The organism is Meridianimarinicoccus zhengii (assembly GCF_003254465.1).
GTDB classification, from domain to species: domain Bacteria; phylum Pseudomonadota; class Alphaproteobacteria; order Rhodobacterales; family Rhodobacteraceae; genus Meridianimarinicoccus; species Meridianimarinicoccus zhengii.
The window spans coordinates 1-22564 of the sequence record NZ_QDFI01000008.1; the positions used below are offsets into that span (position 1 = coordinate 1).

Genomic DNA, 22564 nt, shown 5'->3' on the forward strand with positions numbered 1-22564 from the left:
CGGGTCCGGCGGGCGCGGCAGGCACGCTCGCCGCCAGCGCCACGCCGCCCAGGATCGCCGGGGCGCCCAGTAGCCAGGACCCCGGCTGATCGCCCAGCAGCATCGCCCATATCGCAGCCATCGCGCCCGCGGTGATGGCCGGCCCGCGCCAGCGCAGGTTGTGCGGCGGCGGGCGCTGCGCTTCTGGCGCCTCTGCAAATGGTGGATGCAGCGGCGTGACGGTCTGTGGCAGTTTTCCCGTCAACAGTGCTGGGGTCGCAGGCGTGGGATGGCCGTGGCGCGAAGGCGCTGCGGTCATGGGGTTCCTTTCCGTGGCAGCTTGGGTCGCGGTCTGCCCCTGTCGCCGGGCTGCCTGTCCGGTGGGGTGTCTGCGATGGTCCGGCCCGTCCGTGTCACCGCCCGGTCAGGGCGGACAGGGTGCGCGAAGGTCTCGCGGCATTCACGTGAAGACATACGCCGCGGGCGGCGAAATCATCCGCATCCTTCGAAAATTTTCTGCGTTGCGGCGCCGTCTTGCAGCTGTGCAGACAGCCGCGCGTGTGCGGCTGCCGGGAAACGCGGCGGACGGGTCAGCCCGCGCTGCGGTCTGCCATCGCGGCCGGCGCGGTCAGGTCGAACGCCTCCCGCGTGGCGCCGGTGCGATACTGAACGCGGGCGACAACGCCATAGCGGCATTCGAGCCGAATCTCGTCGGGCAGCGGCGTGCCGTCTTCCGGTACGGGCAGCACCAGCAGCTCCCCTTCCGACCCATTCCCGTGCCGCTGCGGGGTATCGGACCCGAGCGCGAAGCGGACGGTCACATCGCTGTCCAGACCGTCATGCCGGAACGGGCCAAGGCTGACATTGTGCCCCCCGGCCTTGCGCATCAGATCGCGCAGCGGCAGCGCCACGGGCGCCGGTGCCGCGTCCAGCCCGCACGTCGCGATGGTCAGATGCGTGACCTGTCCCTTCGCCCGCATGTGCCCGGCCACGAAGCCGGCTGCCCCGGCAAGAATCGTGACGCCAAGGCCCAACGCCAAGGTCCGCGCGGTCCAGCCGCGCGGCAGGTCAGCGGGAAAGGCCGACATTGCGGGTCACCTCGGCCGCTACGCTTTCGATCTGCACATCGCTCGTGTCCGCGATCACCGCGAAATCCAGCGTGGCATCGCTCCAGTAGCCGACACTGTTGCTGTCGTTGCGGGCGACCTGAAGCCCGGCCTCGGGCGCGCCTTCGGGATGGGGCATGACCACGAGAGACAGCCGGTTGCCGGACTGGTCCTCGTAGATGAACTGCGCCAGCGGGCCTTCGCGCGTGCCGGACAGACGCGTGCCGACCAGGTCCAGCCCCAGCGCATCCAGTGCCGGGCTGGCGATCTTGCGCTTGAGCTTTTCCGACATCCAGTCGAGCGCCGCGGCCGTCGCCTCGGGCGTGAATTCCACCGGATACACCCTGTCTTCGGCGAAGACAGTATGCGCCCCCAGCCCCTCGGCCACGTAGGACGGATAGATGCCGTCGCCGGGCGCAAGCGTCATGTGCGCGCCCCAGCCCAGGGCGAACATCACGACACCCGCCGCCACTTGCCGGGACACGGGGCCGGTGATCGCCGCCTGCCAGCGGCGGCGCGACAGACGCGTGGCAAGCTGGCGTTCCAGCGCCGCGGTGCGCAGGCTGGTCGGGCCGGTATCCAGCGCACCCGCCGCCGCGCGGATCGCGTCGCGGTCGCCGATCATGGCGTCCACAGCCCGCCGAAATTCGGGGTCCGCAGTCAGCCGTGCCTCGACCTCGGCGGCCGCGTCCGGGCCGAGCCTGCCGTCGATATAGGCGTTCAGTTCTGGGTCCACATCCATCTGCGATGGGGTCTGAGAAGTCATCTGCGGATCCTTTCAGGCAATCAGATGCAGCTTGCCGCGCTTGATCTCGCCCAGCAGCTTTCGCAGGGCGGCGCGGCCACGGCCAAGCCGGGACATGAAAGTGCCAAGCGGCACATCGAGACTGCGCGCGGCGTCGGCGTAGGACATGTCCTCCAGCGCCACCAGCACGATGGGCTTGCGCTGCGCCTCGGGGATCTTCTCCAGCGCATCGAGAACCTGTTTCAGTTCCAGCGCCACGGCCTGGGTTTCCGGCATCACGGGTTCGGGCAGATCGTGGGCTGCGTCGGCGCGCACCTTCTGCTTGCGCAGGTTGCTGACATGGGTGTTGTGCAGGATGCGGAACAGCCAGGGCCGCAGGTCGGTGCCGGGCTGCCATGTATGCGCCTTGTCCAAGGCCTTGGCGAGCGTGTCCTGCACCAGATCCTCGGCATCGTCGCGGTTGCGCGTCAGCACCAGCGCATAGCGGCGCAATCCCGCGATCTGTTCGTGCAGATTGTCCTGCAAACCCATCCGGCCCTCCTGTGTGGTCATAGGTACATACGCCGGGTCATCCGGTTTCATCCCGCGCACGCGAAATTTTTCCGGCCATGGGGCTGAACCAAGGCCCTTTGTCGAATTTTGCGAAAATGCGCGGATGAAGGCCGGACCTGCCGCGTATGTCTGCCAATGAACAGCGCGGGACGTCTGCTCGCCGCGCACCAAAGGAGCGCACATGCCCAATGATGCCATAGCCAGCCCGTCGTCCCTTCCGGTGCCGCAGCCGCGGCGCAGGGTGGCGCGGGCCATTCTCGGAAAGAAGCCCGCCACCGTCGCCCTGCGCGGATCGGTTATTCTGGCCGTCCTGTTCGCGGGCTATTTCGGGGTGGTGGGGAACCTGATGAACAGGGTCGATGCGAACCCGGATTTCGCCCCGACCGAGGCCCCGGAAGCGGGGAGCGCGGCGGTGGCCATGGCGGCGGCGCTGATCCGGCGCGAAACCGTGGATCATCGCTGGTCGGTCAACGATCCCGCCTTCTTTCCGACGGCGTTCCACGACAACATGCCGAATTTCCAGAACGGCGTGCTGCGCGGCGTGAGCCGTTTCGTCATGGCGCTGGAAAGCCAGATCGGTCGTACACGCGGCAGTTCGGCCATCGACGCAAATCTGGGGCGCGCGGTGGGATTGCTGCAATATCCGTCCGATGTGTGGATGTTCGATTTCCGCCAGTCCATGTTCCCGGTCTCTCCCTCGGACCAGCAGTACCGCGCCGCTCTCGAGGCGCTGGAAGCGTACAATGCGCGCGTCGCGCAAGGCGGTGCGGTGTTCGAGCGGCGCACCGATACGTTTGCGCTGACGCTTCAGGCGATGGCGGCGGAGCTGGGTGCACGCACGGCCGAGGTGGACGAGCATCTGCGCCGCGAGAGCTTCATCATAGACGGCCGCACCGACGACATATTCTATTTCAACAAGGGACAGGTCTATGCGAGCTACCTGCTCCTGCGGGAAATGGGGCGCGATTTCGAAGCGGTGATCAGCCAGCAGGGACTGACCGGCGTCTACGACCAAGCGCTCGACAGCCTGCGCACGGCGGCATCCCAGCGCCCGCTTGTGGTCCTGAACGCGGCGGGTGACGACAGCATTTTCGCGAACCACCTGTATCTGCAGGGCTTCTACATCAAGCGCGCGATCCTTCAGCTCGATGAAGTCTCGCGCGTCCTGTCCGTCAGCCGCTGAACGCGGCTGGCCCGACCCATTCACCAACCCAAAGAGGAGGGAACGATGAGCACGACGAAAGATGACACCGGCACCGAGCTTGAAAGCAAGGCGGAAGATCTGAAGGCCCGGCTGATGCGCCCGCTGACGGTCACCGCACCGGTCTATGCCTTTGCGGCGGCGGGTATCGCGGTTCTGGCGCTGATCCTGGTGGCCATGGACTGATCCGGGGCCGGAGGTCTGCCACTAATCCCGGTCGGTGTGGCCCGTCGGTCGGGAAGGACGCCGCCGCCCCCCGCGGCGGCGTCCGCTTGTCCGGATGGTGTCTGACGGGTACCGCGTCGCGCGGCTGTCCGCGCGGAGACAAGGAAAAGCCCCGGCGCGGCATGCGTCGGGGCGGGAATTGATGTCGGCGGCGGCTGTCGGATCAGGCGTCGAAATATCCGAACATCTGGTCGAGCGGTTCGACCGGAGACGCATCGCGGCGCAGCGATGCTGCGGTAACGATGCGCAGGCGTGGGTCGAAATAGGCCGCGGTGTCCGTCGTCTCGTGGATCGACGGGGCCGCGACCGCGGCGGGGATATGCTGTGCGCTGTGGATCATGTCTGGCTCCTGTGTCGGAGCCGTACAAATAATCTTTCGCACACCAGCGTATACCCGCCTCGATCGCAGCCCCGCTATCCGGTGACTGCATGGCGCTGCGCGTGACCGTCAGGCAGCGTGTCGGTTGTCCACGATCCGAAGCACGTCGTCATGGACGATCCGCTTCTGCTCGGCGTGCTCGGCCAGGTGATCGACGTCCAGTGCCAGTGTCGCCCGGTTCAGTCCGATGCGGCCGAGCTGACGATCGTTGAGCCGCGCCAGCGCGCAGGTGATGGTGATCATGTCGCGCTCCGTCTGCGCTGCCTCGCGCCGTTCGCGCAGCCGCCCGAGGAAGCCGATGCCGGCATGGCCGCCCGGTTGAATGTCCGCGCGAGAATTCCTGCGTGTATTCCAGAACATCGTTGCACCTCCTTGAGTTCTACATGACAAACGCGGCGCTGCGCGGTTTCATCCGGTTTATTTTCGCAATCCGTTCACGCGCGCGTGAAAGCAGCACCGAACCCGCTGTCTCGCCGCCCGCGTGCAGCTAGAAGGGTCGGAACGGGACAGGGAGAGGCGCATGGTACTGACACGCAGAACGATGGGACTGTCGCTGGTGGCGGCGACGCTGGCCGCCTGTGCGGGTAGCGGAACCGTGGCGCCTGCGGACCCCGCGATGCAGCCCGTGCCCAATGCCGGGTTCGATGGTTGGCTTGCAGGGTTCCGGGGCCGGGCGCGGGCGCAGGGCGTATCGCCCACGGTGGTGGATCGGGCGTTGGCGGATGCGGGGTTTCTTCCCGGCGTGGTCGAACGCGACCGCAACCAGACGGAGTTCACCCGCAGCCTCGACGACTACCTTGCCATCGCCGCATCGGACAAACGCGTCACCGACGGGCGTGCGGCGCTGCGCCAGTATCGCGGCGCACTCGACGCGATCTCGGCGCGGTTCGGCGTGGAGCCGGAGGTCATCACCGCGATCTGGGGGCTGGAAAGCAGCTATGGCACGCGGCGCGGCGACATCCCCGTGGTGTCCGCCGTGGCGACGCTGGCCTATGACGGGCGGCGCGGCGCGTTCTTCGAACAGCAACTCGTGGCGGCGCTGAAAATCCTCGAAGCGGGCGACACCACACCCGAGCGTATGGTCGGAAGCTGGGCCGGGGCGATGGGACATACCCAATTCATCCCGACCTCGTATCTGGCCTTCGCGGTGGATTTCACCGGCGACGGCCGGCGCGATATCTGGTCGGATGATCCCAGCGACGCGCTGGCCTCTGCCGCGGCCTACCTGCAACGTTCCGGCTGGACGCGCGGCCAGCCCTGGGGGGTGGAGGTGCAATTGCCCGCCGGTTTCTCGGGTCCCGTCGGGCGCGGCACGACCCGCAGCCCCGCGCAATGGGCCGCGGCGGGCGTGCGCGACATGGATGGCCGCCCGGTGCCGGATCATGGGGCCGCGTCGATCCTGCGGCCCGCGGGGGCGTCCGGTCCGGCCTTCATGGTGTTTCGCAACTTCACCGTCATCACGCGCTACAACAACTCGGAAAGCTACGTGATCGGCGTGGGGCACCTGTCGGACCGGATCGCGGGCGGTCCGCCCTTCCGCGGCAGTTTTCCGCCCGATGCGCAGGGGTTCGATCTGGCCGCGCGCAAACGGCTGCAGGAACGGCTGACGGCGGCGGGATACGATACCGGCGGTGTGGATGGCGTGCTCGGGTCGCGCAGCCGCGCCGCGATTTCCGACTATCAGCGCGAGAATGGCCTGCCCGTCACGGGCGTGCACAGCCGCGACCTGCTGGCGCGGCTGGGGGGCTGATCCGCCCTGAACGCGGAACGCCCGCCGGTTTCGGCGGGCGTGGACGCTTTGGTCGATGACGTGCGCAAGGCCGCCCCGGTCCGCCAGGAACCGGGGCCTCCCGGCCCTTACAGCGTCGGCAGAGGCGGCAGATCCTGGCCGAACCATTCCTGTGACAGCGCGTTCAGCGATCCGTTCAGCTTCTTGTTCAGGATGAACACGTTCACCCATTGCAGCAGTTCCCAGTTGCCCTTCTTCACGCCGATGAAGCAGGGGCTGTCGCTGACGATGAACTTGGTCTCCAGGTCCATATCCGGGTTGTCCGCGGCAAGTTGCGCGGCGACCGTGTTGCCGGTCACGAGCACGTCCACCTGCCCCGAGGTATAGGCGGCCAATGTCGCGGCGTTGTCGCCGAAGCGGATGATCTCGGTCCCCTCGGGCACCATGTCGGTCAGCGCGAGATCCTCCAGCGTGCCACCGGTCAGCCCGACGGTCATGCCCGCCAGATCATCCACCGTGCTCACCGCGACATCGGGCGCAGCGAAGGCCCCGGAATAGAACGGGGCATAGGCCGCCGAGAACAGGATGGACTTGGCCCGTTCCGGGTTCGCGCCCATGGACGAGATCACGAGATCGACCCGGTCGGTTTCCAGGTAGGGGATGCGCTGGTTCGACGTGACCGGCACGAGTTCCAGCTCCACGCCCAGATCGTCGGCGATCATCTGCGCGACGGCCACATCATAGCCCACGTATTCGCCTTCCATGCCCAGCGATCCGAAGGGCGGGAAATTCTCTGGCACCGCGATCTTGACGACGCCCGCGCTCAGGATGTCGGGCAGGTCTGCCAGCGCCGGGGCGCCGAAGCCGATCACGGCGGCGGTCAGGGCGGTCAGAAGTCGTTTCATGGGATCTCCTCTCAATGGGTCAGGCAAGGTTGGGTTTGGGCATGCGCGACGGCTTGCCCAGCCGCCGCTCCAGCCGCAGCGCGAGCAGCGACAGGGGAAAGCACAGCGCGAAATAGATCAGCGCCATGAGCGGATAGACGATGAAGGCCTCGGTGCCTTCGACGGGGGCGTTGGCCCAGCGTTTGCCGATGGCCATCAGGTCGTGAAAGCCGATGATGTACGCCAGCGACGTGCCCTTGATGATCTGCACCATGAAGCCAACCGTGGGCGCGAGCGCCACGCGCACCGCCTGCGGCAGGATCACCTTCCACAGCGTCGGCAGGAACCGCATCCCCAGCGCGCGTGCGGCTTCCCACTGGCCTTGCGGGATGGTTTCCAGCGCGCCGCGCCAGACATCCGCCAGATAGGCACTGGTATAGAGCAGCAGCGCCACGGACGCCGCGATCCAGGGGTTCACGTCCAGCCCCAGCAGCCGCGGCACCCCCAGCCCGAACAGGAACAGCAGCATGAGAAGCGGTGCGGACTGGAACGCCCAGATATAGGCGATGGCGACTCGTTGTGCGGCGCGCGACGGCATCACCCGCGCCAGCGTGACGAGCGCGCCGACCGATCCGCCCAGGACGAAGGCCAGCAGGGACAGGTAGATGGTGAACTGCGTCGCCTCGATCAGCTGGAACAGCATGATCCCTTCGGGCTTGCCGAACAGGCCGATGAACAGGTCCCTCATCGCGCCGTCATCCCCGGATAGAGCCGCGTATGGGCGACGGCCAGCGCGGATTTGAACGTCAGCGACATGGCGATGTAGATCATTGTGAGCGTCAGGAAGACCTCGAAGCTGCGGAAGGTCCGGCTGTCGATGAACTTGCCCGCCTGCGTCAGGTCGTTCACGCCGATCTCGGCGATCACGCCGGTGGTCAGGAACAGGAACACGAACTGCCCCGACAGCGATGGGAACATCCGCGCGATGGCCTGCGGCAGCACGATCTTTCGGAAGATCAGGAAGGGCCGCATCCCGAGCGCGCGGGCGGCCTCGAACTGGCCCTGCGCCACGGTGGAAAAGCCCGCGCGCAGGATCTCCGAGAAATAGGCCGAGAAGTTCAGCGTCAGCGCCAGCAGCGCATGGGCCCAGAACGGCCAGCTATAGCCCAGAAGTTGCGGCAGCCCGAACGCCACGAAGAACAGTTGCACGATCAGCGGCGTGTTGCGGATGAATTCGACGTAACCAGCCGCGATGTGCCCCAGCACCGGAATGTTCTGGAACCGCGCCGTGGCCAGCAGGATCGCAAGGCAAAGCCCCGTCAGACCCGCCGTCACCGTCAACCCGGCGCTGAGCGCCGCGCCTTCGGCCAGCAGCCAAAGGTAGTCCGGGTTCCGGTATATCTCGAAAAAGCGCAGTTCCATGCGGAACAGCAGGCCCGCCTGTTACGCGGCGACAAGGTTGCGCCGCCGATCCAGCGCACGAAATCGGCGCAAGCCGTCGCCCTGTGCGGTCCGCGATCCAACTGCCCGAAATGCGGGCAGGTGGCGAACAGGGTCAGGCGGGTTCCGCCACCAGCCGCGCGCCTGCGGCATCGAACAGGAACGCGTCTGCGTCGTCGAAATCCAGCGCCGCACTGCGCCCGACCGTGCAGGGATACTGCCCGAAGACACGGACCGTGACCCTTTCGCCCGCCCCGGTTTCCACGATGATGTTCGTGTCCCCGCCAAGGTTCTCGACATGCGCGACGGTACCCTTGATCCGGCCCGCGTCGGTGACACGCAGATGTTCGGGGCGGATGCCCAGCGTGGCCCCGCCCGGTCCGCCAAGCGTTGCGGCATCGAGGAAATTCATCGCGGGCGCGCCAAGGAACCCGGCCACGAACCGGTTGGCGGGGTTGTTGTACAGTTCCATCGGGCTGCCGATCTGCTCCACCCGCCCGTCTCGCAGCACCACGATCTTGTCCGCGAGCGTCATCGCCTCGGTCTGGTCGTGTGTGACATAGATCATCGCCGCCGACAGGGACCGGTGCAGCGCCGCGATCTCGATCCGCGTGGCCATGCGCAGGCTGGCGTCGAGGTTCGACAACGGTTCGTCGAACAGGAACAGTTTCGGCTGGCGCACCACGGCGCGCCCGATCGCCACGCGCTGGCGCTGTCCGCCCGACAGGTCTGCTGGGCGGCGGTCGAGATAGGGGCCAAGTTCCAGCATCCGCGTCGCCTCGGCGACGCGTGCGGCGATCACGTCGCGGGGCGTGCCCTCCTGCTTGAGCGCAAGCGCCATGTTCTCCTTCACCGTCAGGTGCGGGTAGAGCGCATAGGACTGGAACACCATGGCGATCCCGCGCTTCGCAGGCGGCACCGCGTTCACGCGGGCCCCGGCGATTTCGACGTCGCCCGACGTGGCGTCCTCCAGGCCCGCGATCACCCGCAGCAGCGTGGACTTCCCGCAGCCTGACGGACCGACGAAGACCACGAATTCGCCGTCTTCCACGGTCAGGTCGATGTTCCTCAGCACGTCCACCGCGCCGAAGGATTTGCAGACATCTTTTAGGACAAGCGCGGTCATGCGTCGTCTCCTTTCAGGTGGATGACGGTGCCGGTACGGATGCTTTCGTCGGCGGCGAGACAGATGGCGAGGCTCGACACGGCGTCTTCCATGTGGCGGGTCAGATCCATATCCTCGGCGATGGCCCGCAGGACGAAATCCTGTTCCGTGTCGCACAGGCGCTGATGGCCCGGTTCGTCCGGCAGGTCGATGCGCGTGTCGCCGCCGGGGCGGTGCACCAGCAGGCTACCGACACTGGTATGCCCGTCCACATCCGCCGACGCGCCGGTGTTTCCGTCGAGGATCGACACGGCCCCCGCCGGGCTGATGATGTCCTTCACGAAGAACGCCGTTTCCGACATCATCGGACCCCAGCCGGCTTCATACCAGCCCACGGACCCGTCGTCGAAGATCACCTGGAACTGGCCGTAATTGTACATTTCCCGCGCGATTTCGCCCGTCAGCCGCAGGCCCATGCCATGCACGCGCACCGGCTGCGCATCGGTGATCTGGCACATGACATCGACGTAATGCACCCCACAGTCGACGATGGGCGACGTGGTCTGCATCAGCGCCTTGTGGGTTTCCCATTCCGCGCCCGTGCTCTGCTGGTTCAGGTTCAGCCGGAAGACGTAAGGCCCGCCAAGCCCGCGCGCCTCGGCGATCAGGCGCTGCCATCCCGGATGGTGGCGCAGGATATAGCCGACCACCAGCTTGCGCCCCGTGTCCGTGGCGACCGCCACCACGCGGCGGGCATCATCGACCGTCGTGGCGAGCGGCTTTTCCACGAAGATATGGGCGCCCGCGCGCATCGCCGCGATGGCGTAATCCGCGTGGCTGTCCGAATAGGTGGCGATGACCACCAGATCCGGCTTGGTCTCGGCCAGCGCCGCGTGGAAGTCATCAAACCGCGGATAGCCCCCCAACTCAGGTGGCAGATCCACCGCCGAGCGGTTGACCAGCCCCACGATTTCCGCGTCCGGATGATGGTGATGGGCCAGCGCATGGGACAGCCCCATGTTGCCCAGCCCGGCGACAAGAACCCGGATCATTTGACAGCCCCCGATGTGATCCCGCGGATCAACTGCCGCGAGAAGATGACGTAAAGCCCCATGACCGGCAGGATCGCCATCGACAGCGCCGACAGCACCGCGTTCCAGTCGGTCACGAACTGACCGATGAAGACCTGGCTGCCCAGCGTCAGGGTCTTGGTCTCCTCCGCGGGCGCAAGGATCAGCGGGAACCACAGGTCGTTCCAGATCGGGATCATGTTGAACACCGCAACGGTGGCCAGCGCGGGCCGCACCAGCGGCAGCACAAGGCGCAGGAAGATCGTGTATTCGCTCAGCCCGTCGATGCGCCCTGCGTTCTTCAGGTCGTCCGACACCTGCCGCATGAATTCCGACAGGATGAACACCGCCAGCGGCAGCCCCTGCGCGGTATAGACAAGGATCAGCGCCCAAAGCGTGTTCACGAGGTTCGTCGCCACCATCATTTCCAGGATGGCCACGGTGCCGATGCGGATAGGGATCATGATCCCGAGCGCCAGGTAAAGCCCCATCAGCATGTTGCCCCGGAAGCGGTATTCGGCCAGCGCGAAGGCCGCCATCGCCCCGAACAGCAGGATGAAGAACAGCGACGCCACTGTGACGATGAAGGAGTTCTGGAAGTAGAGGAAGAAATCCCCCTGTTTCAGCACCGTCTGGTAGCCGATCAGCGAAAAGCTCTCGGCGTCGGGCAGCGCGAGCGGTTCGCGAAAGATCGACCGGCGGTCCTTGAAGCTGTTGATGACGATGACGAAGACCGGGAACAGCGCGATCGCGACATAGGCCAGCAGGGCGGCATGGGCGGCGGCGCTGTTCAGCGGGTTGCGGCGGGCGGCAGACATGGGCAGGCCCCTTTCAGAACTGGTAGCGGCGCAGCCGCGTCTGGATGCCGAACAGGTAGATGCACACACCGATCAGGATGATGGCGAACATCGCCGTGGCGATGGCCGATCCCATATGCGGGTCGCCGAGTTGCAACTGGAACCCGAAGAAGGTGCGATACATGAAGGTGCCGAGGATGTCGGTGGCGAAATTGGGGCCCGCCAGCGCGCCCTGCGCCGAGTAGATCAGGTCGAACGCGTTGAAATTGCCCACGAAGGTCAGGATCGAGATGATCCCGATCGACGGCAGGATCAGCGGCAGCTTGATCTTCCAGAAGGCGGCCATGCCCGTGATGCCGTCGCATTCGCCGGCTTCGAGTATCTCGTCGGGGATCGACAGGAGCGCCGCGTAGATCAGCATCATCGGGATGCCCACGAACTGCCAGACCGAGATCAGCGCCAGCGTGGTCAGCGCGGACCCCTCCATCCCCAGCCAGGGGCGGAACCATGATGCCAGCCCCAGCGTGTCGAGCATCCCGGGTGCTATGCCCCAGATGGGCGAAAGGATCAGCTTCCACGCAAAGCCCACGATCACGAAGGACAGGATCGTCGGCACGAAGATGGCCGACCGATACAGGTGCGCAAAGCGCAACCGCGGGTTCGACAGGATCGCCGCCAGCGCGATGCCGAGCGGATTCTGCACCAGCATGTGGATGAAGAAGAACCAGAAATTGTTGCCGAGCGCGTTCCAGAAGCTCGCGGACCAGCGCGGATCGCCGAAGAGGGTCCGGAAATTGGCGAGTCCCACGAAGACACGGGCCTGATCGACCTCGGTGTATAGTGCCAGCCGCAGGGTGTTGAACAGCGGCACGATCATTATCGCGGTGTAAACCAGCACGGCCGGGGCGAGGAACACCACGACATGCCAGCGGATGGGGCGACGCTCAGACATGGGCCCGCACCCATGCAGGCATACCGTCCCCGGCCGCGCACACCGCGAGTGGGGCTGTTGGAAGGCCATCACCTGTCACGGTCATCGGCGTCCCCGCCTGTACCGCAGCGCCGGAATGTGTCGGGTCTGGTTGACGAAACATGAACGTCGCTCCTGTTGCGGGGTGCGGGTGCCTCCGGCGGGGATACTCGAGGACAGAAGATACCTGTGCCGGGCACGCGCCGTGCCAGCCGGAGCAGGGCTGCGCCTGCCATCTTCTGTCCGGAAATATCTCCGCCGGTTTGCGGAAGCGGGCCGCCCGAGCGTCCGGGCGACCCGTGCGGGACAGGGGCTTATTGCTGCGGTTCGTACCAGCTGGCCAACCCGTCCTGCAGGCGGGCCGCCGCGTCCTCGGGCGACTCCGCGCCGCGGATCACCTGGGCCGATGCGTTCCAGGTCTCGTTCTCCAGGTTCGGCGTGCCGCGCGACAGGATCTGGTAGGTGGACCGGATCGTGGATGCGCACTCCTGCCGCCACGACACGAATTCCTGTGCCAGCGGATCATCAAGCTGCACGTCATGCGAAGACAACGGGAAGAAGCCGGGCAGCGCGTTGGCATAAAGCGTGGCGAACTCCGCCGACCCGACCCAGTTCAGGAACGTGCGCGCGGCCTCGGCGTTCGGCGATGCCGCGTTCAGTCCCAGCGCGATATCCGTGTGATCCGAGATGTAGCAATCCTCGCCCGCTGCGGGCACGGGCGGCGGGAAGGCGCCCATGGCGAAATCGGCCTGCGTGTTGAAGCCCGAGATCTCCCATGATCCGGCGGGGTAGATCGCAGCACGGCCCAGCGTGAACAGGTTCTGGCTGTCGGGATAGGTCTGCGCCTCGAACCCGAACCCGAGGTAATCGCCCCAGCGTGCCAGCTGGCGGAAGGGCGCGACCCACTGCTCGTCCGTCAGGCTCTGCTCGCCCGCGATCAGGGCCTTTCTGCCGTCCTCGCCCTGCCAGTAGTTCGGCCCGATATTGTTGTAGCCCATCGTGGCAGCTTCCCACTGGTCGTTCGTGCCCATCGCCATGGGGATGTAGCCGCCGTCTTCCTTGATGGCGTCGAGCACGGCGAAGAATTCGTCCACCGTTTCCGGCTCGCTCAGGCCCAGTTCCGCAAAGGCGTCGGCGTTGTAGATGAAGCCGTGAATGACCGACGCCATCGGCACGCAGAATGTGGCGGACCCGTCATCGGTCTGCCAGGCGGATTTGGCCACGTCCGGAAAATCCGCCATCGCGGGCAGGTCGGACAGGTCCGCAAGATGCCCGCCCTGGTAAAGCGCCAGCGACGCGTCGAAGGGGCGGCAGGTGATCAAGTCCCCGGCGCTGCCCGCGTCGAGCTTGGAGTTCAGCACCGCGTTGTATTCTGCCGGGGCGGACGGCGTGAAGCGTACGGATATACCGGGATTTGCCGCCTCGAAGGCTGGGATGATTGTGTCCTGCCAGATCGCAAGGTCGTCGTTGCGCCAGCTTTCGATGGTCAGCGTCACGTCCTGCGCCATGGCGGGCGCCGCCAGCGCCGTGCCCAGCAATGCCGCGCCGAGTGTGCTTATCTTCATGGTCGTCTCCCTGTTATGGTTATGGGTCATTGTGTCAGGCTGCCGAGCGCTGGCGCCAGCCGCCCCTCTGCGCGGGCCAGCATGTCCTGCGCGGCCCCGATGTCGGGCGCGCCCGCGGCCAGCAGGATCGCGGGCTTCACCGCGCCCCCGGCCGCGTCGAGAGCCTTGGCGGCGCGATCCTCGTGCACGGCCGCGATCTGCGCGACCATGCGGCGCGCGCGGGCCCGCAGCTTGGCGTTGTCGGCGCGAAGGTTGACCATCTGGCCCGCATGCACATGGCCGAGCAGCACGCCAGCGAGTGTCGAGATCATGTTCAGCGCCGCCTTCTGCGCCGTGCCCGCGCCCAGCCGGGTCGACCCGGCAAGCTGTTCGGGCGGCGTGGGCAGGCAGATGGGCAGATGCACAAGGCCCAGCAGTTGCGATTCCGGCACGTTCGCCATGCCGATCACGGTGGCCCCCGCATCCGCGGCGGCGCGCGCGAAGGCGCAGGCATAGGGTGTCGTCCCGCTGGCGCTGACCACGATGGCGGTATCGCCGGGGCGCAGGTCTGCCGCGTCGCGGGCGCCCTGCGTATCGTCGTCTTCAGTGTCGCCGGGCATCGTGGCAAGCCCGGGAAGGCCGCCCGCCATGAAGATGCCGACCTGGGCTTCGGGGATGCCGAAGGTGCCGGGCAACTCCAGCGCGTCGGCCATGGCCATCAGGCCGGACGACCCGGCCCCGGCATAGACCAGCCGGTGCCCGTCGCGCAGGCTCTTCGCCACCTGGTTCGCCGCCTTCGCCAGCGCAGGGCGAGCGCCGTTGATCGCGGCCAGTGCCGCCGACTGCCCGTCCAGCAGCCGACGCAGGGCCGCATCGGGCGCCAGGGCATCAAGCGGCGTATCCGTTTGCAGCGCTTCGGTACGGGGCGAATCCATCGGCGTCTCCTTTGATCCCGACACTAGCAAAAGAATACCTTTTGTCTACCATTTTCTTCTCTGACACCAAGAAGGGCGCTCTTTGGCCTCTAATATCGGGTCCTCATGCGCAAAGCCTCTTCCCAAGGAAGCAAAGGTATTGTAATGGTATCTTCATGACATCGGATCACACCCCCCTTCTGATCGCGGCCGATGGCGGCGGAACCGGCTGCCGGATCGCGTTGCTGGCCGATGGGCGCCGGGTCGATCTTCAGCTCGGGCGGGCCAATGTGCACTCCGATCCGGACGGCGCCGCGACGACCCTGCGGGAAGGGCTGGCGCGACTCGCCGCCGCGGCCGGGCTCGCGGCGTCCGATCTGTCGCGCGGGGTGGGCTATTTCGGCCTTGCTGGCGCCAACGCGCCCGCCGCCGCGGCGCGGGTGGCCGCGCGTCTGCCCCTTGCGCGCGTACGGGTGGAGGATGACCGCCGCGCCGCGGTGGTCGGGGCGCTCGGGGATGACGACGGCACGCTTGCGGGTATCGGCACGGGATCGTTTTTCGCCCGGCAGCACGCGGGCGCGGTCGATCTGCGCGGCGGCTGGGGCTTCCTGCTGGGGGACGAGGCGTCGGGCAGCTGGCTTGGGCGCATGGCGCTGGCGCGCGTGCTGCACGCGGCGGACGGGATCGCCCAGGGCAGTGACCTTACCCGTGCGCTTGCGGCGCGCTTCGGCGGGCCGCAGGGGATACTCGACTTCGTGGCCGATGCGCGGCCCGGCGACATCGCTGCTCTGGCGCCCGACGTGGTCGCGGCGGCCCAAGCGGGCGACGCGACGGGCGCCGCCCTGATGCGCGCGGGCGGTGATCACATCCTTCGGGCCATCGCCGCGCTCGGCTGGCAGGCGCCGGAGCCGTTCTGTCCGATGGGCGGTCTTGGCCGGACCTATCTGCCATGGCTGCCCGCCGACATCGCCGGGTCCGTCCGCGCGCCGCGGGGCAGTGCGCTCGACGGGGCGTTGACGCTGGCAGCGCGCCTGGCGGCGGAGGACGCGCCATGACGGCGGCCATGACCATCGACGACTACCTGCGCGGCGACGCCTGGGCGACGGGCAGCGGCCCGCGCTATGCCCGATTGCGCGACCGCATGATCGCGGCGATGGAGGACGGCATTCTGCGCCCCGGTGCGCCGCTGCCGCCGGAACGTGAACTCGCAACCCTCACGGGCCTGTCCCGCGTGACCGTGCGCCGCGCCATTCATGCGCTGGCCGAGGCGGGGCTGGTGGAGCAGAAACAGGGCTCCGGATCCTTCGTGAAGGGGCGGCCGCGGGTGCAGCAATCGCTCCAGCGTCTGACATCCTTCACCGAGGACATGGCGCAGCGCGGCCTGTCCACGCGGTCGGTCTGGCTGGAGCGGGGCTTGTTCCTGCCCACGCCCGAGGAAACCGAGGCGCTCAATCTCGGGCCCGAGGCGCAGGTCGCGCGGATCGCCCGGCTGCGCCTGTCGGATGACGAACCGATGGCGATCGAGCGGGCGTCGCTGCCCATGGACCTGCTGCCGAACCCGACGGTCGTCGCGCGGTCGCTTTATGATGTGCTCGACGCGGACGGGAACCGCCCGGTGCGGGCCATCCAGAAGATCTCGGCCATCAATCTGGGGCGCGAGGATGCCGACCGGCTGGGCGTGCCCGAACACGCCGCCGGGCTGCGGATCGAGCGGGTGTCGTATCTCGCGTCGGGGCGCGTCGTCGAATTCACCAGATCCCTCTATCGTGGCGATGCCTATGACTTCGTCGCCGAATTGCAGCTTGCCAAAGGACCGGACAGGACATGACACAGACGCCCACGCTGATGCGGCAGGAGATCGACGAAATCCCGGCGGCGGTGGACCGCCTGTTGACCGGCGGGACCGAGGCCGTGCGCGGTGCCGCCACGGCGCTGGCGGCGGCGGACCCCGCGTTCCTGGTGACCGTGGCACGGGGATCGTCTGACCATGTGTGCAGCTACCTGAAGTACGCGGCCGAGCTGGAACTGGGGGTTCCCGTGGCGTCGGTCGGCCCGTCCGTCGCGTCGATCTATCGCCGCCCCCTGAAGTTGGCGCACGGGGCCTGCATCACCGTCTCCCAATCCGGACAAAGCCCGGACATCGTGGAAATGGCGCGGGCGGCGGGCCGCGATGGCGCGCTGAGCATTGCCATCACGAACGACCCCGGCTCGCCGCTGGGGGAGGCGGCGGCGCATACGCTGGCGCTCCATGCCGGGCCGGAACGGTCGGTCGCGGCCACCAAGACCTTCGTGACCTCTGCCGTGGCTGGGCTGTGGCTGCTGGCGGAATGGCGCAATGATACCGACCTCTTGGCCGCGGTCCGCGCGCTGCCGGAGCGGCTCGCGCAGGCCGTGACGCTTGACTGGCCCGAAATGCGGGCGGCGGTGGGTGCGCGATCCTCGCTCTACACGCTGGGGCGGGGGCCGTCCTGGGCGATGTCGAACGAGGCCGCGCTGAAATTCAAGGAAACCTGCCTGCTGCATGCCGAAAGCTATTCCTCGGCCGAGGTGCTGCACGGCCCGGTGTCTATCGTGGACGCGGGGTTCCCGGTTCTGTGCCTGGCCGCCGACGATGCCGCGGGCCCCGTGGTGGCCGAGATCGCGGCGCAGATCGCCGAAAAGGGCGCGGCCTGTTTCATCACCGCCGATGCGGCGGGCGGGGCGCAGGCATTGCCCCATGTGCGCACGGGCCACCCGCTGACCGATCCGTTGGCGCTGATCGCCACCTTCTACGGGGTGGTGGAGCGGCTCGCGCGGGATCGCGGCATCGACCCCGACACGCCGCGCCATCTGAAGAAAGTGACGGAAACGACATGACCGGGCAAAGGGCCTTTATCGCGCCCGCGATCGTCCATGATGGGGTGACGCTGGCCGATCATGCACTGGTGGTGGCGGGCGACCGGGTTGCCGGGGTCGTGGCCTTGCGCGACCTGCCCGCCGATGTGGAGCGGGTGGACCTTGGCAGCGGCGCGCTGATGCCGGGTTATGTCGATCTTCAAGTCAACGGGGGCGGCGGCGTGATGCTGAACGACACGCCCGCGCCCGAGACCATGGCGACCATGGCCGCGGCCCATGCGCGGCTGGGGGCGACGACGATCCTGCCGACGCTCATCACCGACCGGGCGGAGGTGACGGCTGCGGCCATCGATGCGGCGGTCGCGGCCTGTGCCGCGGGCGTGCCGGGGATCGCAGGTCTGCATCTCGAAGGACCGCATCTCGATCCGGCTCGGGCGGGCGCGCATGATCCGGCGCTGATCCGGCCAATGGCGGATTCCGATCTTGCGCTGCTACTCGATGCCGTCGCGCGGCTGCCGGTCCTGAAGGTCACGCTCGCGCCCGCATCGGTCACGATGGCGCAGATCGAAACGCTGGCGCGTGCCGGGGTTATCGTGTCGCTCGGCCATACTGAGGCTGACTTCGCCACCTGCGCTGCAGCCGCCCATGCGGGCGCGGCGTGCGTAACGCATCTATTCAACGCGATGCGGCAACTTGGAAACCGAGAGCCGGGGGTCGTCGGGGCTGCGCTGCATCTCAGCGGGCTGAGCGCGGGGCTGATCGCCGACGGCATCCATGTGCATCCGGCGACCATGGGTGCGGCGATCCGGGCCAAATCCGGGCCGGGGCGGCTGTTCCTGGTCAGCGACGCGATGGCGGTGGCGGGAACCAATCTGGATGGCTTCACCCTGAACGGGCGGCGCATCGACCGCGCCGATGGGCGGCTGACGCTTGCGGACGGAACGCTGGCAGGGGCGGATCTCGACCTGACCACCGCGCTGCGGGTGCTGACCCGCGATGTGGGCGTGCCGCTGGCTGAGGCCGTTTCCATGGCGACCGCAGCCCCGGCCGACCTGATCGGGCAGGGGGGTCGGCGGGGCCGGTTCGTCGCGGGGGCGCGGGCGGATGTCCTGCATCTCGATGACGATGGAAACCTGACCGGGGTCTGGCAGGGCGGCAAGCGGCTGGTCTAGGCCGCCATCAGGTCCTTCAGCGTGCGGGCCGGGTCCAGCACCGTGTCGGGCGCGGGTGATTGCCCGGCCTCGATCATGCGCTTGGCGACCATATAGGCGCGCGGGTTGTTCATCGCGTCCACCGACAGAAGCCGGTCCCCCGCGTAATACCAATGCGACCGCGCGCCCGCATCGTCGCGCACGACCACCCGGTCATAGCCGGCGTTCAGCCCCGCGATCTGCAGCTTCACATCGTACTGGTCCGACCAGAACCATGGCCTGGCCACGTAGGGCTCGGTGCCGCCCAACATGGCGGCGGCGGTGGCCTCGGCGTGCTCAATGGCGTTGGGCACGCTTTCCAGTCGGATGCGCCCGCCCCGATACGGAAAGGACGCGCAATCGCCCGCGGCCCAGATGCCGGGCACCGAGGTTCGCCCTAGCGCGTCCACCGCTATGCCGTTGTCGACGTCGATCCCTGCGGCTTCGGCCAGACCCGTGGCCGGGCGGATGCCGATACCGACCACCACGAAATCCGCGGCGATCTCGCGCCCGTCCGACAGCACGGCACCACCGACGCGACCGTCCTGTTCGACCAGTCGCGTGACGCCCGTGCCCTCGATGATCTCCACCCCGTGGCGCGCGTGCAGGTCGCGGAACCAGTCGGCGGTTTCCTGCGCGGCCACGCGGCAGAGGATGCGCGGCGCCTGTTCCACCAGCGTAACCTTCAGACCGCTGCTTGCGGCGACCGCCGCGGCCTCCAGCCCTATGTAGCCGCCGCCGACCACCAGCATGTGCCGCCCCGGCTGGCATTTTGCCGCCAGCGCGTCGGCGTCGGAAAGCGTGCGCATGGTATGTACGCCCGGCAAGGCGCCACCGATGGCCGCGGGCAGGCGCAGCGGCGGTGCGCCGGTGGTCAGTGCCAGCGCGCCATAGCCCAGCGTCGTGCCGTCGGAGAGCGCGACCAGCCGCTTGTCCGTGTCGATGCCCACCGCCCGCGTGCCCAGCCGCAGGGCGATGTCGCGGTCGGCATAGAACGCCTCGGGGCGCAGGAACATCCGCTCCAGCGCCATGTCGCCCAGCATGTATTTCTTGGACAAAGGCGGACGCTGGTAAGGCGGCACCGGTTCTTCGCCGACCAGCGTCAGTCTTCCATCGAACCCCAACTCGCGCAGCTTGGCGCAAAGTGCCGATCCGGCCTGCCCGGCCCCGATGACCACGATATCCGTCATGCCTGTTCCATCATTGCCGCCCCGGTGCGTTCCGGGGTCAATATACGCCCGCAAGCCGGGGTGCAAAGTGCGGCGAGGCGTGGAACCCCGCCGCGCCATCCGTCACGCGCCGTAGGGCAAGCCTTCCTCGATCGGCAGGGACGGGTCGCGGGACCATTCGTTCCACGAGCCGAAATACATGCGCACGTCCTTCACGCCCGCTTCCTTCAGCGCGAGGAAGGTGTTGGACGCCCGCGCGCCCTTGAAGCAGTAAAGCCGCACGGGCGTGTCCGCAGTGATGCCCACGGTCGCGCATTCGGCGAGGATCTCGGCCGGGGATTTCATCACCGGCCCGTCGGCGGACGGCTTCATCATGCGATACCATTCGATCCAGACGGCGCCGGGGATACGGCCCTTGCGCGGGCAGAAATCCTTGCCGTAGGGCGAGGAGCTTTCGCCGACCCATTCGTCCACGTCCCGCACGTCGAGGATCTTGGCGTCGGTTTCCAGCGCTGCCTTCATGGCCTCCATGTCCATCATGATCTCGGCAGCGGCGGGGTCGATGTCGAAGCCTGCGGGCGTGGGCGTGACCGGGTCGGTGGACAGCGGCATTCCGGCCGCTTCCCACGCGGCCAGACCGCCATGCAGAACCTTGATGCTGGGATAGCCCAGATAGGACAGCAGGAAATAACCCCGGCAGGACTGCCCGAAGCCCGTGTTCATCGACTGCTCATAGATCACGGCGGTCTTCGTGCCATCCAGCCCCGCCGCGCCGAAATCGGCGGCGAATTTCTGGGCCAGTTCCGCCATGCCCGCGCTGTCGGACGTGGCGAGGAAGGTGAAGATGTCGTGCAGGTTCACCGCTCCTTCGATGTGGCCGGCGGCATAGCTGTCGGGGTTGCGGGTGTCGATGATGACGCGGCTGTCTTCGGGCATGGCCGCCAGTTCGGCGGGGGTGATCAGCGTGTTGGACATGGCACTCTCCTGTTGGTTATTCTTGTTGGGGGTCAGGCGGGCAGGTCCGCCAGCATCTTGCGCAACTGCTTGGTGGCGGGCGTGACGATGGCGACGAAATACGCCTCGCGCAGGCGGCGCTGCGCGGCACCCTGGCTGACATAGCCGCGCGCGCCGCAATGCAGCATCGCGTAATGGGCCGACTCTACGGCCATTTCGCCGCCTTTCAGCCGCGCGGTCAGCACCCGGCGGAAATACGCGTTGGACGGCTCGTATGGCGTGCGCGCCAGATCGGTGATCTCGGCCATCAGATCGGTCAGGTCTGCGGCGAAATCCTCGGGCTGCTTTTCGAGGTAGCAGTTCACATGCCCCAGCGGGCCGCGAACCTGCTCCATCAGGTCGATGCAGCTTTGCACCATCCCGCTTGCCATGCCGCATTGCATCAGCACGAAGCCGCCGCGAATGCGCTTGATGAAATCCTCGGCCGGGTCGGCGAGGATGTAGTCGTCGGGGATGAAGGCGTCCTTGAACATGACCTGGCAGGTCGCGGTGCCCCCCATCGCCACGAAGTCGTGGTCGAGCTTCAGCTTCACCCCGTCCCAGTCGGCGAAGGCGACGGCCATGACCTTTTTCACCGCGTCGCTGCGCGGGACGGGCGCGTCGAAGATGATCCCGAAATAGCCGCCTTCGCTCAGGTTCGACACCCAGGGCAGCACGCCCTTGACCCTGTAGCCGCCGTCGACCCGTTCGGCTTTCAGGCGCATGGGTTCGATGCCGTTCACGGCCTTCATGGGGTTCGACAGGCCGGTGCCGCCGAGGATCTCGCCGCTGGCGACGCGCGGGCCGATGGTGGATTTCAGGAAATCGTTGTCGGACGAATATATGTACCAGGCCAGCGCGTCCTGGCACCACATGCAGAACGCGGTCGATGTGCAAACCTCGCCCGCGCGGGACATTGCGATGATCGCGTCCATCACGCCGGTTTCGCCGGTGATGTGGCTGCCATAGGCCCCGGCGGCGCCGTAGGCGCGCATCACGCCCTCGGGGTATTGCCCTGCGTCGATGTCCCGAACCATCGGGGCCAGCGTCTGGGTGGTGATCGTCTCGATCCGGTTCGTATCCACGTGTCCGATAGGCAGGGCGATGTTCATGGCGCGGTCCTCGATGAATGGCGGATGGCGGGCCGGGAGGGATGCCCCGGCCCGGGTCGTTGTCAGACGGCAGTGGCGACCATGTTCACGGGTCGCGAGAAGGTGTTGAACACCGGCGACCACTGGATGACATGGGCGATCAGGTCGTCGATTTCCGACTGCGGGCAATCGGCTTCCATATCGACCTTGATGCGGACATCGGTGAAGCCCACGGGCTTTTCGCTGGTGTCGCCGGTACCCCAGACGGCGGTGATGTTCAGATCGCCTTCCAGCTGCACCTCCAGCTTCTGGATGGTGATGCCGCGCGCGATGGCGTTGGCGTGCAGCCCGACCGCGACGCAGGACCCGAGTGCCGCAAGCGACGCCTCGGACGGGTTGGGGGCGGTGTCGTCGCCCAGCAGCCCCGGCGGTTCGTCCACGATGTAGGGCTCCAGATCGCGGATGTAGTTGGCGTGCCGGAACCGGCCTTCGGCCACGGTCTTGCACGACAGTGTCTTGACCGCTTTCGGGTCGGCCTTGCCCTTTTCGATCAGGCCGTCCAGCCCCGCCTTGTCGATGGGCGCAAGGCAGCCGGTCAGGGCCGTTGCAGGTTGAGACATGGTATCCTCCTTCTTCTGCGGGATAG

At 67.3% G+C, this 22564-nt stretch carries 26 protein-coding genes; 7 read left to right on the forward strand and 19 right to left on the reverse strand.

Annotated elements, in window-relative coordinates; genetic code table 11:
- From DDE13_RS03960 to DDE13_RS03975, 4 genes are all read right to left on the reverse strand, one after another.
- A partial coding sequence (locus DDE13_RS03960) for a hypothetical protein (RefSeq protein WP_222626024.1) occupies window positions 1-298 on the reverse strand: 298 nt, incomplete at its 3' end.
- A 271-nt stretch (window positions 299-569) separates the two neighbouring features.
- Window positions 570-1067: a hypothetical protein gene (locus DDE13_RS03965; RefSeq protein WP_111401698.1), complete on the reverse strand. Its 498-nt coding sequence runs from the start codon at window positions 1065-1067 to the stop codon at window positions 570-572.
- Window positions 1048-1851: an anti-sigma factor family protein gene (locus tag DDE13_RS03970; protein ID WP_162630844.1), complete on the reverse strand. Its 804-nt coding sequence runs from the start codon at window positions 1849-1851 to the stop codon at window positions 1048-1050. Before DDE13_RS03970 ends, DDE13_RS03965 begins: the two co-directional genes overlap by 20 nt.
- A gap of 12 nt (window positions 1852-1863) precedes the next feature.
- Window positions 1864-2361, reverse strand: a complete 498-nt coding sequence (locus DDE13_RS03975) for a sigma-70 family RNA polymerase sigma factor (RefSeq protein WP_111401846.1) — start codon at window positions 2359-2361, stop codon at window positions 1864-1866.
- Between the two features lie 202 nt (window positions 2362-2563).
- Here DDE13_RS03975 and DDE13_RS03980 point away from each other — a divergent pair, with 202 nt between their 5' ends.
- Both DDE13_RS03980 and DDE13_RS22760 read left to right on the forward strand, forming a co-directional pair.
- On the forward strand, window positions 2564-3565 hold the full coding sequence (locus tag DDE13_RS03980; protein ID WP_111401702.1) for a DUF2333 family protein: 1002 nt from the start codon (window positions 2564-2566) through the stop codon (window positions 3563-3565).
- A 45-nt stretch (window positions 3566-3610) separates the two neighbouring features.
- A complete protein-coding gene (locus tag DDE13_RS22760; RefSeq protein ID WP_162630845.1) occupies window positions 3611-3769 on the forward strand; it encodes a hypothetical protein in 159 nt (52 codons plus the stop codon).
- A gap of 202 nt (window positions 3770-3971) precedes the next feature.
- Here the strand turns inward: DDE13_RS22760 and DDE13_RS22765 are convergent, their stop codons facing one another.
- Both DDE13_RS22765 and DDE13_RS03985 read right to left on the reverse strand, forming a co-directional pair.
- A complete protein-coding gene (locus DDE13_RS22765; RefSeq protein WP_162630846.1) occupies window positions 3972-4148 on the reverse strand; it encodes a hypothetical protein in 177 nt (58 codons plus the stop codon).
- 108 nt (window positions 4149-4256) lie between these two features.
- Window positions 4257-4547 (reverse strand): hypothetical protein, encoded by a 291-nt coding sequence (locus DDE13_RS03985; protein ID WP_111401704.1) that lies wholly within the window; start codon window positions 4545-4547, stop codon window positions 4257-4259.
- 160 nt (window positions 4548-4707) lie between these two features.
- On the opposite strand from DDE13_RS03985, the gene DDE13_RS03990 reads away from it, so the two are divergent.
- Window positions 4708-5937: a lytic murein transglycosylase gene (locus DDE13_RS03990; RefSeq protein WP_111401706.1), complete on the forward strand. Its 1230-nt coding sequence runs from the start codon at window positions 4708-4710 to the stop codon at window positions 5935-5937.
- A 107-nt stretch (window positions 5938-6044) separates the two neighbouring features.
- Here the strand turns inward: DDE13_RS03990 and DDE13_RS03995 are convergent, their stop codons facing one another.
- The 9 genes from DDE13_RS03995 to DDE13_RS04035 form a co-directional block, all read right to left on the reverse strand.
- Window positions 6045-6821: a transporter substrate-binding domain-containing protein gene (locus DDE13_RS03995; RefSeq protein ID WP_111401708.1), complete on the reverse strand. Its 777-nt coding sequence runs from the start codon at window positions 6819-6821 to the stop codon at window positions 6045-6047.
- A 19-nt stretch (window positions 6822-6840) separates the two neighbouring features.
- Window positions 6841-7548 carry an amino acid ABC transporter permease gene (locus tag DDE13_RS04000; RefSeq protein ID WP_111401710.1) on the reverse strand — a complete coding sequence of 236 codons (708 nt, stop codon included), beginning with the start codon at window positions 7546-7548 and terminating at the stop codon, window positions 6841-6843.
- Window positions 7545-8222 (reverse strand): amino acid ABC transporter permease, encoded by a 678-nt coding sequence (locus tag DDE13_RS04005; RefSeq protein WP_111401712.1) that lies wholly within the window; start codon window positions 8220-8222, stop codon window positions 7545-7547. The genes DDE13_RS04000 and DDE13_RS04005 overlap by 4 nt, the downstream gene beginning before the upstream one ends.
- 133 nt (window positions 8223-8355) lie before the next feature.
- Window positions 8356-9366 carry an ABC transporter ATP-binding protein gene (locus DDE13_RS04010; protein ID WP_111401714.1) on the reverse strand — a complete coding sequence of 337 codons (1011 nt, stop codon included), beginning with the start codon at window positions 9364-9366 and terminating at the stop codon, window positions 8356-8358.
- Window positions 9363-10397: a Gfo/Idh/MocA family protein gene (locus DDE13_RS04015; RefSeq protein ID WP_222626025.1), complete on the reverse strand. Its 1035-nt coding sequence runs from the start codon at window positions 10395-10397 to the stop codon at window positions 9363-9365. Before DDE13_RS04015 ends, DDE13_RS04010 begins: the two co-directional genes overlap by 4 nt.
- A complete protein-coding gene (locus DDE13_RS04020; protein WP_111401717.1) occupies window positions 10394-11233 on the reverse strand; it encodes a carbohydrate ABC transporter permease in 840 nt (279 codons plus the stop codon). The genes DDE13_RS04015 and DDE13_RS04020 overlap by 4 nt, the downstream gene beginning before the upstream one ends.
- 13 nt (window positions 11234-11246) lie before the next feature.
- Window positions 11247-12164 (reverse strand): carbohydrate ABC transporter permease, encoded by a 918-nt coding sequence (locus DDE13_RS04025; RefSeq protein WP_111401720.1) that lies wholly within the window; start codon window positions 12162-12164, stop codon window positions 11247-11249.
- A gap of 332 nt (window positions 12165-12496) precedes the next feature.
- Complete coding sequence (locus DDE13_RS04030; protein WP_111401722.1) at window positions 12497-13747, reverse strand: ABC transporter substrate-binding protein; 1251 nt, start codon at window positions 13745-13747, stop codon at window positions 12497-12499.
- Between the two features lie 26 nt (window positions 13748-13773).
- Window positions 13774-14661: an N-acetylmuramic acid 6-phosphate etherase gene (locus tag DDE13_RS04035; RefSeq protein WP_111401724.1), complete on the reverse strand. Its 888-nt coding sequence runs from the start codon at window positions 14659-14661 to the stop codon at window positions 13774-13776.
- 155 nt (window positions 14662-14816) lie between these two features.
- On the opposite strand from DDE13_RS04035, the gene DDE13_RS04040 reads away from it, so the two are divergent.
- The 4 genes from DDE13_RS04040 to nagA are packed head-to-tail and all read left to right on the forward strand — an operon-like array spanning window position 14817 to window position 18647.
- A complete protein-coding gene (locus tag DDE13_RS04040) occupies window positions 14817-15695 on the forward strand; it encodes a BadF/BadG/BcrA/BcrD ATPase family protein (protein ID WP_111401726.1) in 879 nt (292 codons plus the stop codon).
- A gap of 8 nt (window positions 15696-15703) precedes the next feature.
- A complete protein-coding gene (locus tag DDE13_RS04045) occupies window positions 15704-16468 on the forward strand; it encodes a GntR family transcriptional regulator (RefSeq protein WP_111401850.1) in 765 nt (254 codons plus the stop codon).
- Window positions 16465-17496, forward strand: coding sequence for an SIS domain-containing protein (locus DDE13_RS04050; protein WP_111401728.1), 1032 nt, complete (start codon window positions 16465-16467; stop codon window positions 17494-17496). The genes DDE13_RS04045 and DDE13_RS04050 overlap by 4 nt, the downstream gene beginning before the upstream one ends.
- Window positions 17493-18647 (forward strand): N-acetylglucosamine-6-phosphate deacetylase, encoded by a 1155-nt coding sequence (gene nagA / locus DDE13_RS04055; protein WP_111401731.1) that lies wholly within the window; start codon window positions 17493-17495, stop codon window positions 18645-18647. Before DDE13_RS04050 ends, nagA begins: the two co-directional genes overlap by 4 nt.
- On the opposite strand, the gene DDE13_RS04060 is transcribed toward nagA, so the two are convergent.
- The 4 genes from DDE13_RS04060 to DDE13_RS04075 all read right to left on the reverse strand — a co-directional run bounded on the left by DDE13_RS04060 (window position 18644) and on the right by DDE13_RS04075 (window position 22538).
- The gene (locus DDE13_RS04060) at window positions 18644-19855 is read right to left on the reverse strand and encodes an NAD(P)/FAD-dependent oxidoreductase (RefSeq protein WP_111401733.1); all 1212 of its coding nucleotides are present in this window, start codon (window positions 19853-19855) and stop codon (window positions 18644-18646) included. The genes nagA and DDE13_RS04060 overlap by 4 nt on opposite strands.
- 102 nt (window positions 19856-19957) lie before the next feature.
- A complete protein-coding gene (locus DDE13_RS04065; RefSeq protein WP_111401735.1) occupies window positions 19958-20809 on the reverse strand; it encodes a sulfurtransferase in 852 nt (283 codons plus the stop codon).
- Between the two features lie 32 nt (window positions 20810-20841).
- Window positions 20842-21939: an acyl-CoA dehydrogenase family protein gene (locus tag DDE13_RS04070; RefSeq protein ID WP_111401737.1), complete on the reverse strand. Its 1098-nt coding sequence runs from the start codon at window positions 21937-21939 to the stop codon at window positions 20842-20844.
- Window positions 21940-22001: 62 nt separating this feature from the next.
- Window positions 22002-22538, reverse strand: a complete 537-nt coding sequence (locus DDE13_RS04075) for an OsmC family protein (RefSeq protein WP_111401739.1) — start codon at window positions 22536-22538, stop codon at window positions 22002-22004.
- Window positions 22539-22564: the final 26 nt, after the last annotated feature.

What these genes read in the sequence shown, in the direction of transcription:
- DDE13_RS03965 (WP_111401698.1), bottom strand. Translation starts at nt 1,067, where the DNA reads ATGTCGGCCTTTCCCGCTGACCTGCCGCGCGGCTGGACCGCGCGGACC.
- DDE13_RS03970 (WP_162630844.1), bottom strand. Translation starts at nt 1,851, where the DNA reads ATGACTTCTCAGACCCCATCGCAGATGGATGTGGACCCAGAACTGAAC.
- DDE13_RS03975 (WP_111401846.1), bottom strand. Translation starts at nt 2,361, where the DNA reads ATGGGTTTGCAGGACAATCTGCACGAACAGATCGCGGGATTGCGCCGC.
- DDE13_RS03980 (WP_111401702.1), top strand. Translation starts at nt 2,564, where the DNA reads ATGCCCAATGATGCCATAGCCAGCCCGTCGTCCCTTCCGGTGCCGCAG.
- DDE13_RS22760 (WP_162630845.1), top strand. Translation starts at nt 3,611, where the DNA reads ATGAGCACGACGAAAGATGACACCGGCACCGAGCTTGAAAGCAAGGCG.
- DDE13_RS22765 (WP_162630846.1), bottom strand. Translation starts at nt 4,148, where the DNA reads ATGATCCACAGCGCACAGCATATCCCCGCCGCGGTCGCGGCCCCGTCG.
- DDE13_RS03985 (WP_111401704.1), bottom strand. Translation starts at nt 4,547, where the DNA reads ATGTTCTGGAATACACGCAGGAATTCTCGCGCGGACATTCAACCGGGC.
- DDE13_RS03990 (WP_111401706.1), top strand. Translation starts at nt 4,708, where the DNA reads ATGGTACTGACACGCAGAACGATGGGACTGTCGCTGGTGGCGGCGACG.
- DDE13_RS03995 (WP_111401708.1), bottom strand. Translation starts at nt 6,821, where the DNA reads ATGAAACGACTTCTGACCGCCCTGACCGCCGCCGTGATCGGCTTCGGC.
- DDE13_RS04000 (WP_111401710.1), bottom strand. Translation starts at nt 7,548, where the DNA reads ATGAGGGACCTGTTCATCGGCCTGTTCGGCAAGCCCGAAGGGATCATG.
- DDE13_RS04005 (WP_111401712.1), bottom strand. Translation starts at nt 8,222, where the DNA reads ATGGAACTGCGCTTTTTCGAGATATACCGGAACCCGGACTACCTTTGG.
- DDE13_RS04010 (WP_111401714.1), bottom strand. Translation starts at nt 9,366, where the DNA reads ATGACCGCGCTTGTCCTAAAAGATGTCTGCAAATCCTTCGGCGCGGTG.
- DDE13_RS04015 (WP_222626025.1), bottom strand. Translation starts at nt 10,397, where the DNA reads ATGATCCGGGTTCTTGTCGCCGGGCTGGGCAACATGGGGCTGTCCCAT.
- DDE13_RS04020 (WP_111401717.1), bottom strand. Translation starts at nt 11,233, where the DNA reads ATGTCTGCCGCCCGCCGCAACCCGCTGAACAGCGCCGCCGCCCATGCC.
- DDE13_RS04025 (WP_111401720.1), bottom strand. Translation starts at nt 12,164, where the DNA reads ATGTCTGAGCGTCGCCCCATCCGCTGGCATGTCGTGGTGTTCCTCGCC.
- DDE13_RS04030 (WP_111401722.1), bottom strand. Translation starts at nt 13,747, where the DNA reads ATGAAGATAAGCACACTCGGCGCGGCATTGCTGGGCACGGCGCTGGCG.
- DDE13_RS04035 (WP_111401724.1), bottom strand. Translation starts at nt 14,661, where the DNA reads ATGGATTCGCCCCGTACCGAAGCGCTGCAAACGGATACGCCGCTTGAT.
- DDE13_RS04040 (WP_111401726.1), top strand. Translation starts at nt 14,817, where the DNA reads ATGACATCGGATCACACCCCCCTTCTGATCGCGGCCGATGGCGGCGGA.
- DDE13_RS04045 (WP_111401850.1), top strand. Translation starts at nt 15,704, where the DNA reads ATGACCATCGACGACTACCTGCGCGGCGACGCCTGGGCGACGGGCAGC.
- DDE13_RS04050 (WP_111401728.1), top strand. Translation starts at nt 16,465, where the DNA reads ATGACACAGACGCCCACGCTGATGCGGCAGGAGATCGACGAAATCCCG.
- nagA (WP_111401731.1), top strand. Translation starts at nt 17,493, where the DNA reads ATGACCGGGCAAAGGGCCTTTATCGCGCCCGCGATCGTCCATGATGGG.
- DDE13_RS04060 (WP_111401733.1), bottom strand. Translation starts at nt 19,855, where the DNA reads ATGACGGATATCGTGGTCATCGGGGCCGGGCAGGCCGGATCGGCACTT.
- DDE13_RS04065 (WP_111401735.1), bottom strand. Translation starts at nt 20,809, where the DNA reads ATGTCCAACACGCTGATCACCCCCGCCGAACTGGCGGCCATGCCCGAA.
- DDE13_RS04070 (WP_111401737.1), bottom strand. Translation starts at nt 21,939, where the DNA reads ATGAACATCGCCCTGCCTATCGGACACGTGGATACGAACCGGATCGAG.
- DDE13_RS04075 (WP_111401739.1), bottom strand. Translation starts at nt 22,538, where the DNA reads ATGTCTCAACCTGCAACGGCCCTGACCGGCTGCCTTGCGCCCATCGAC.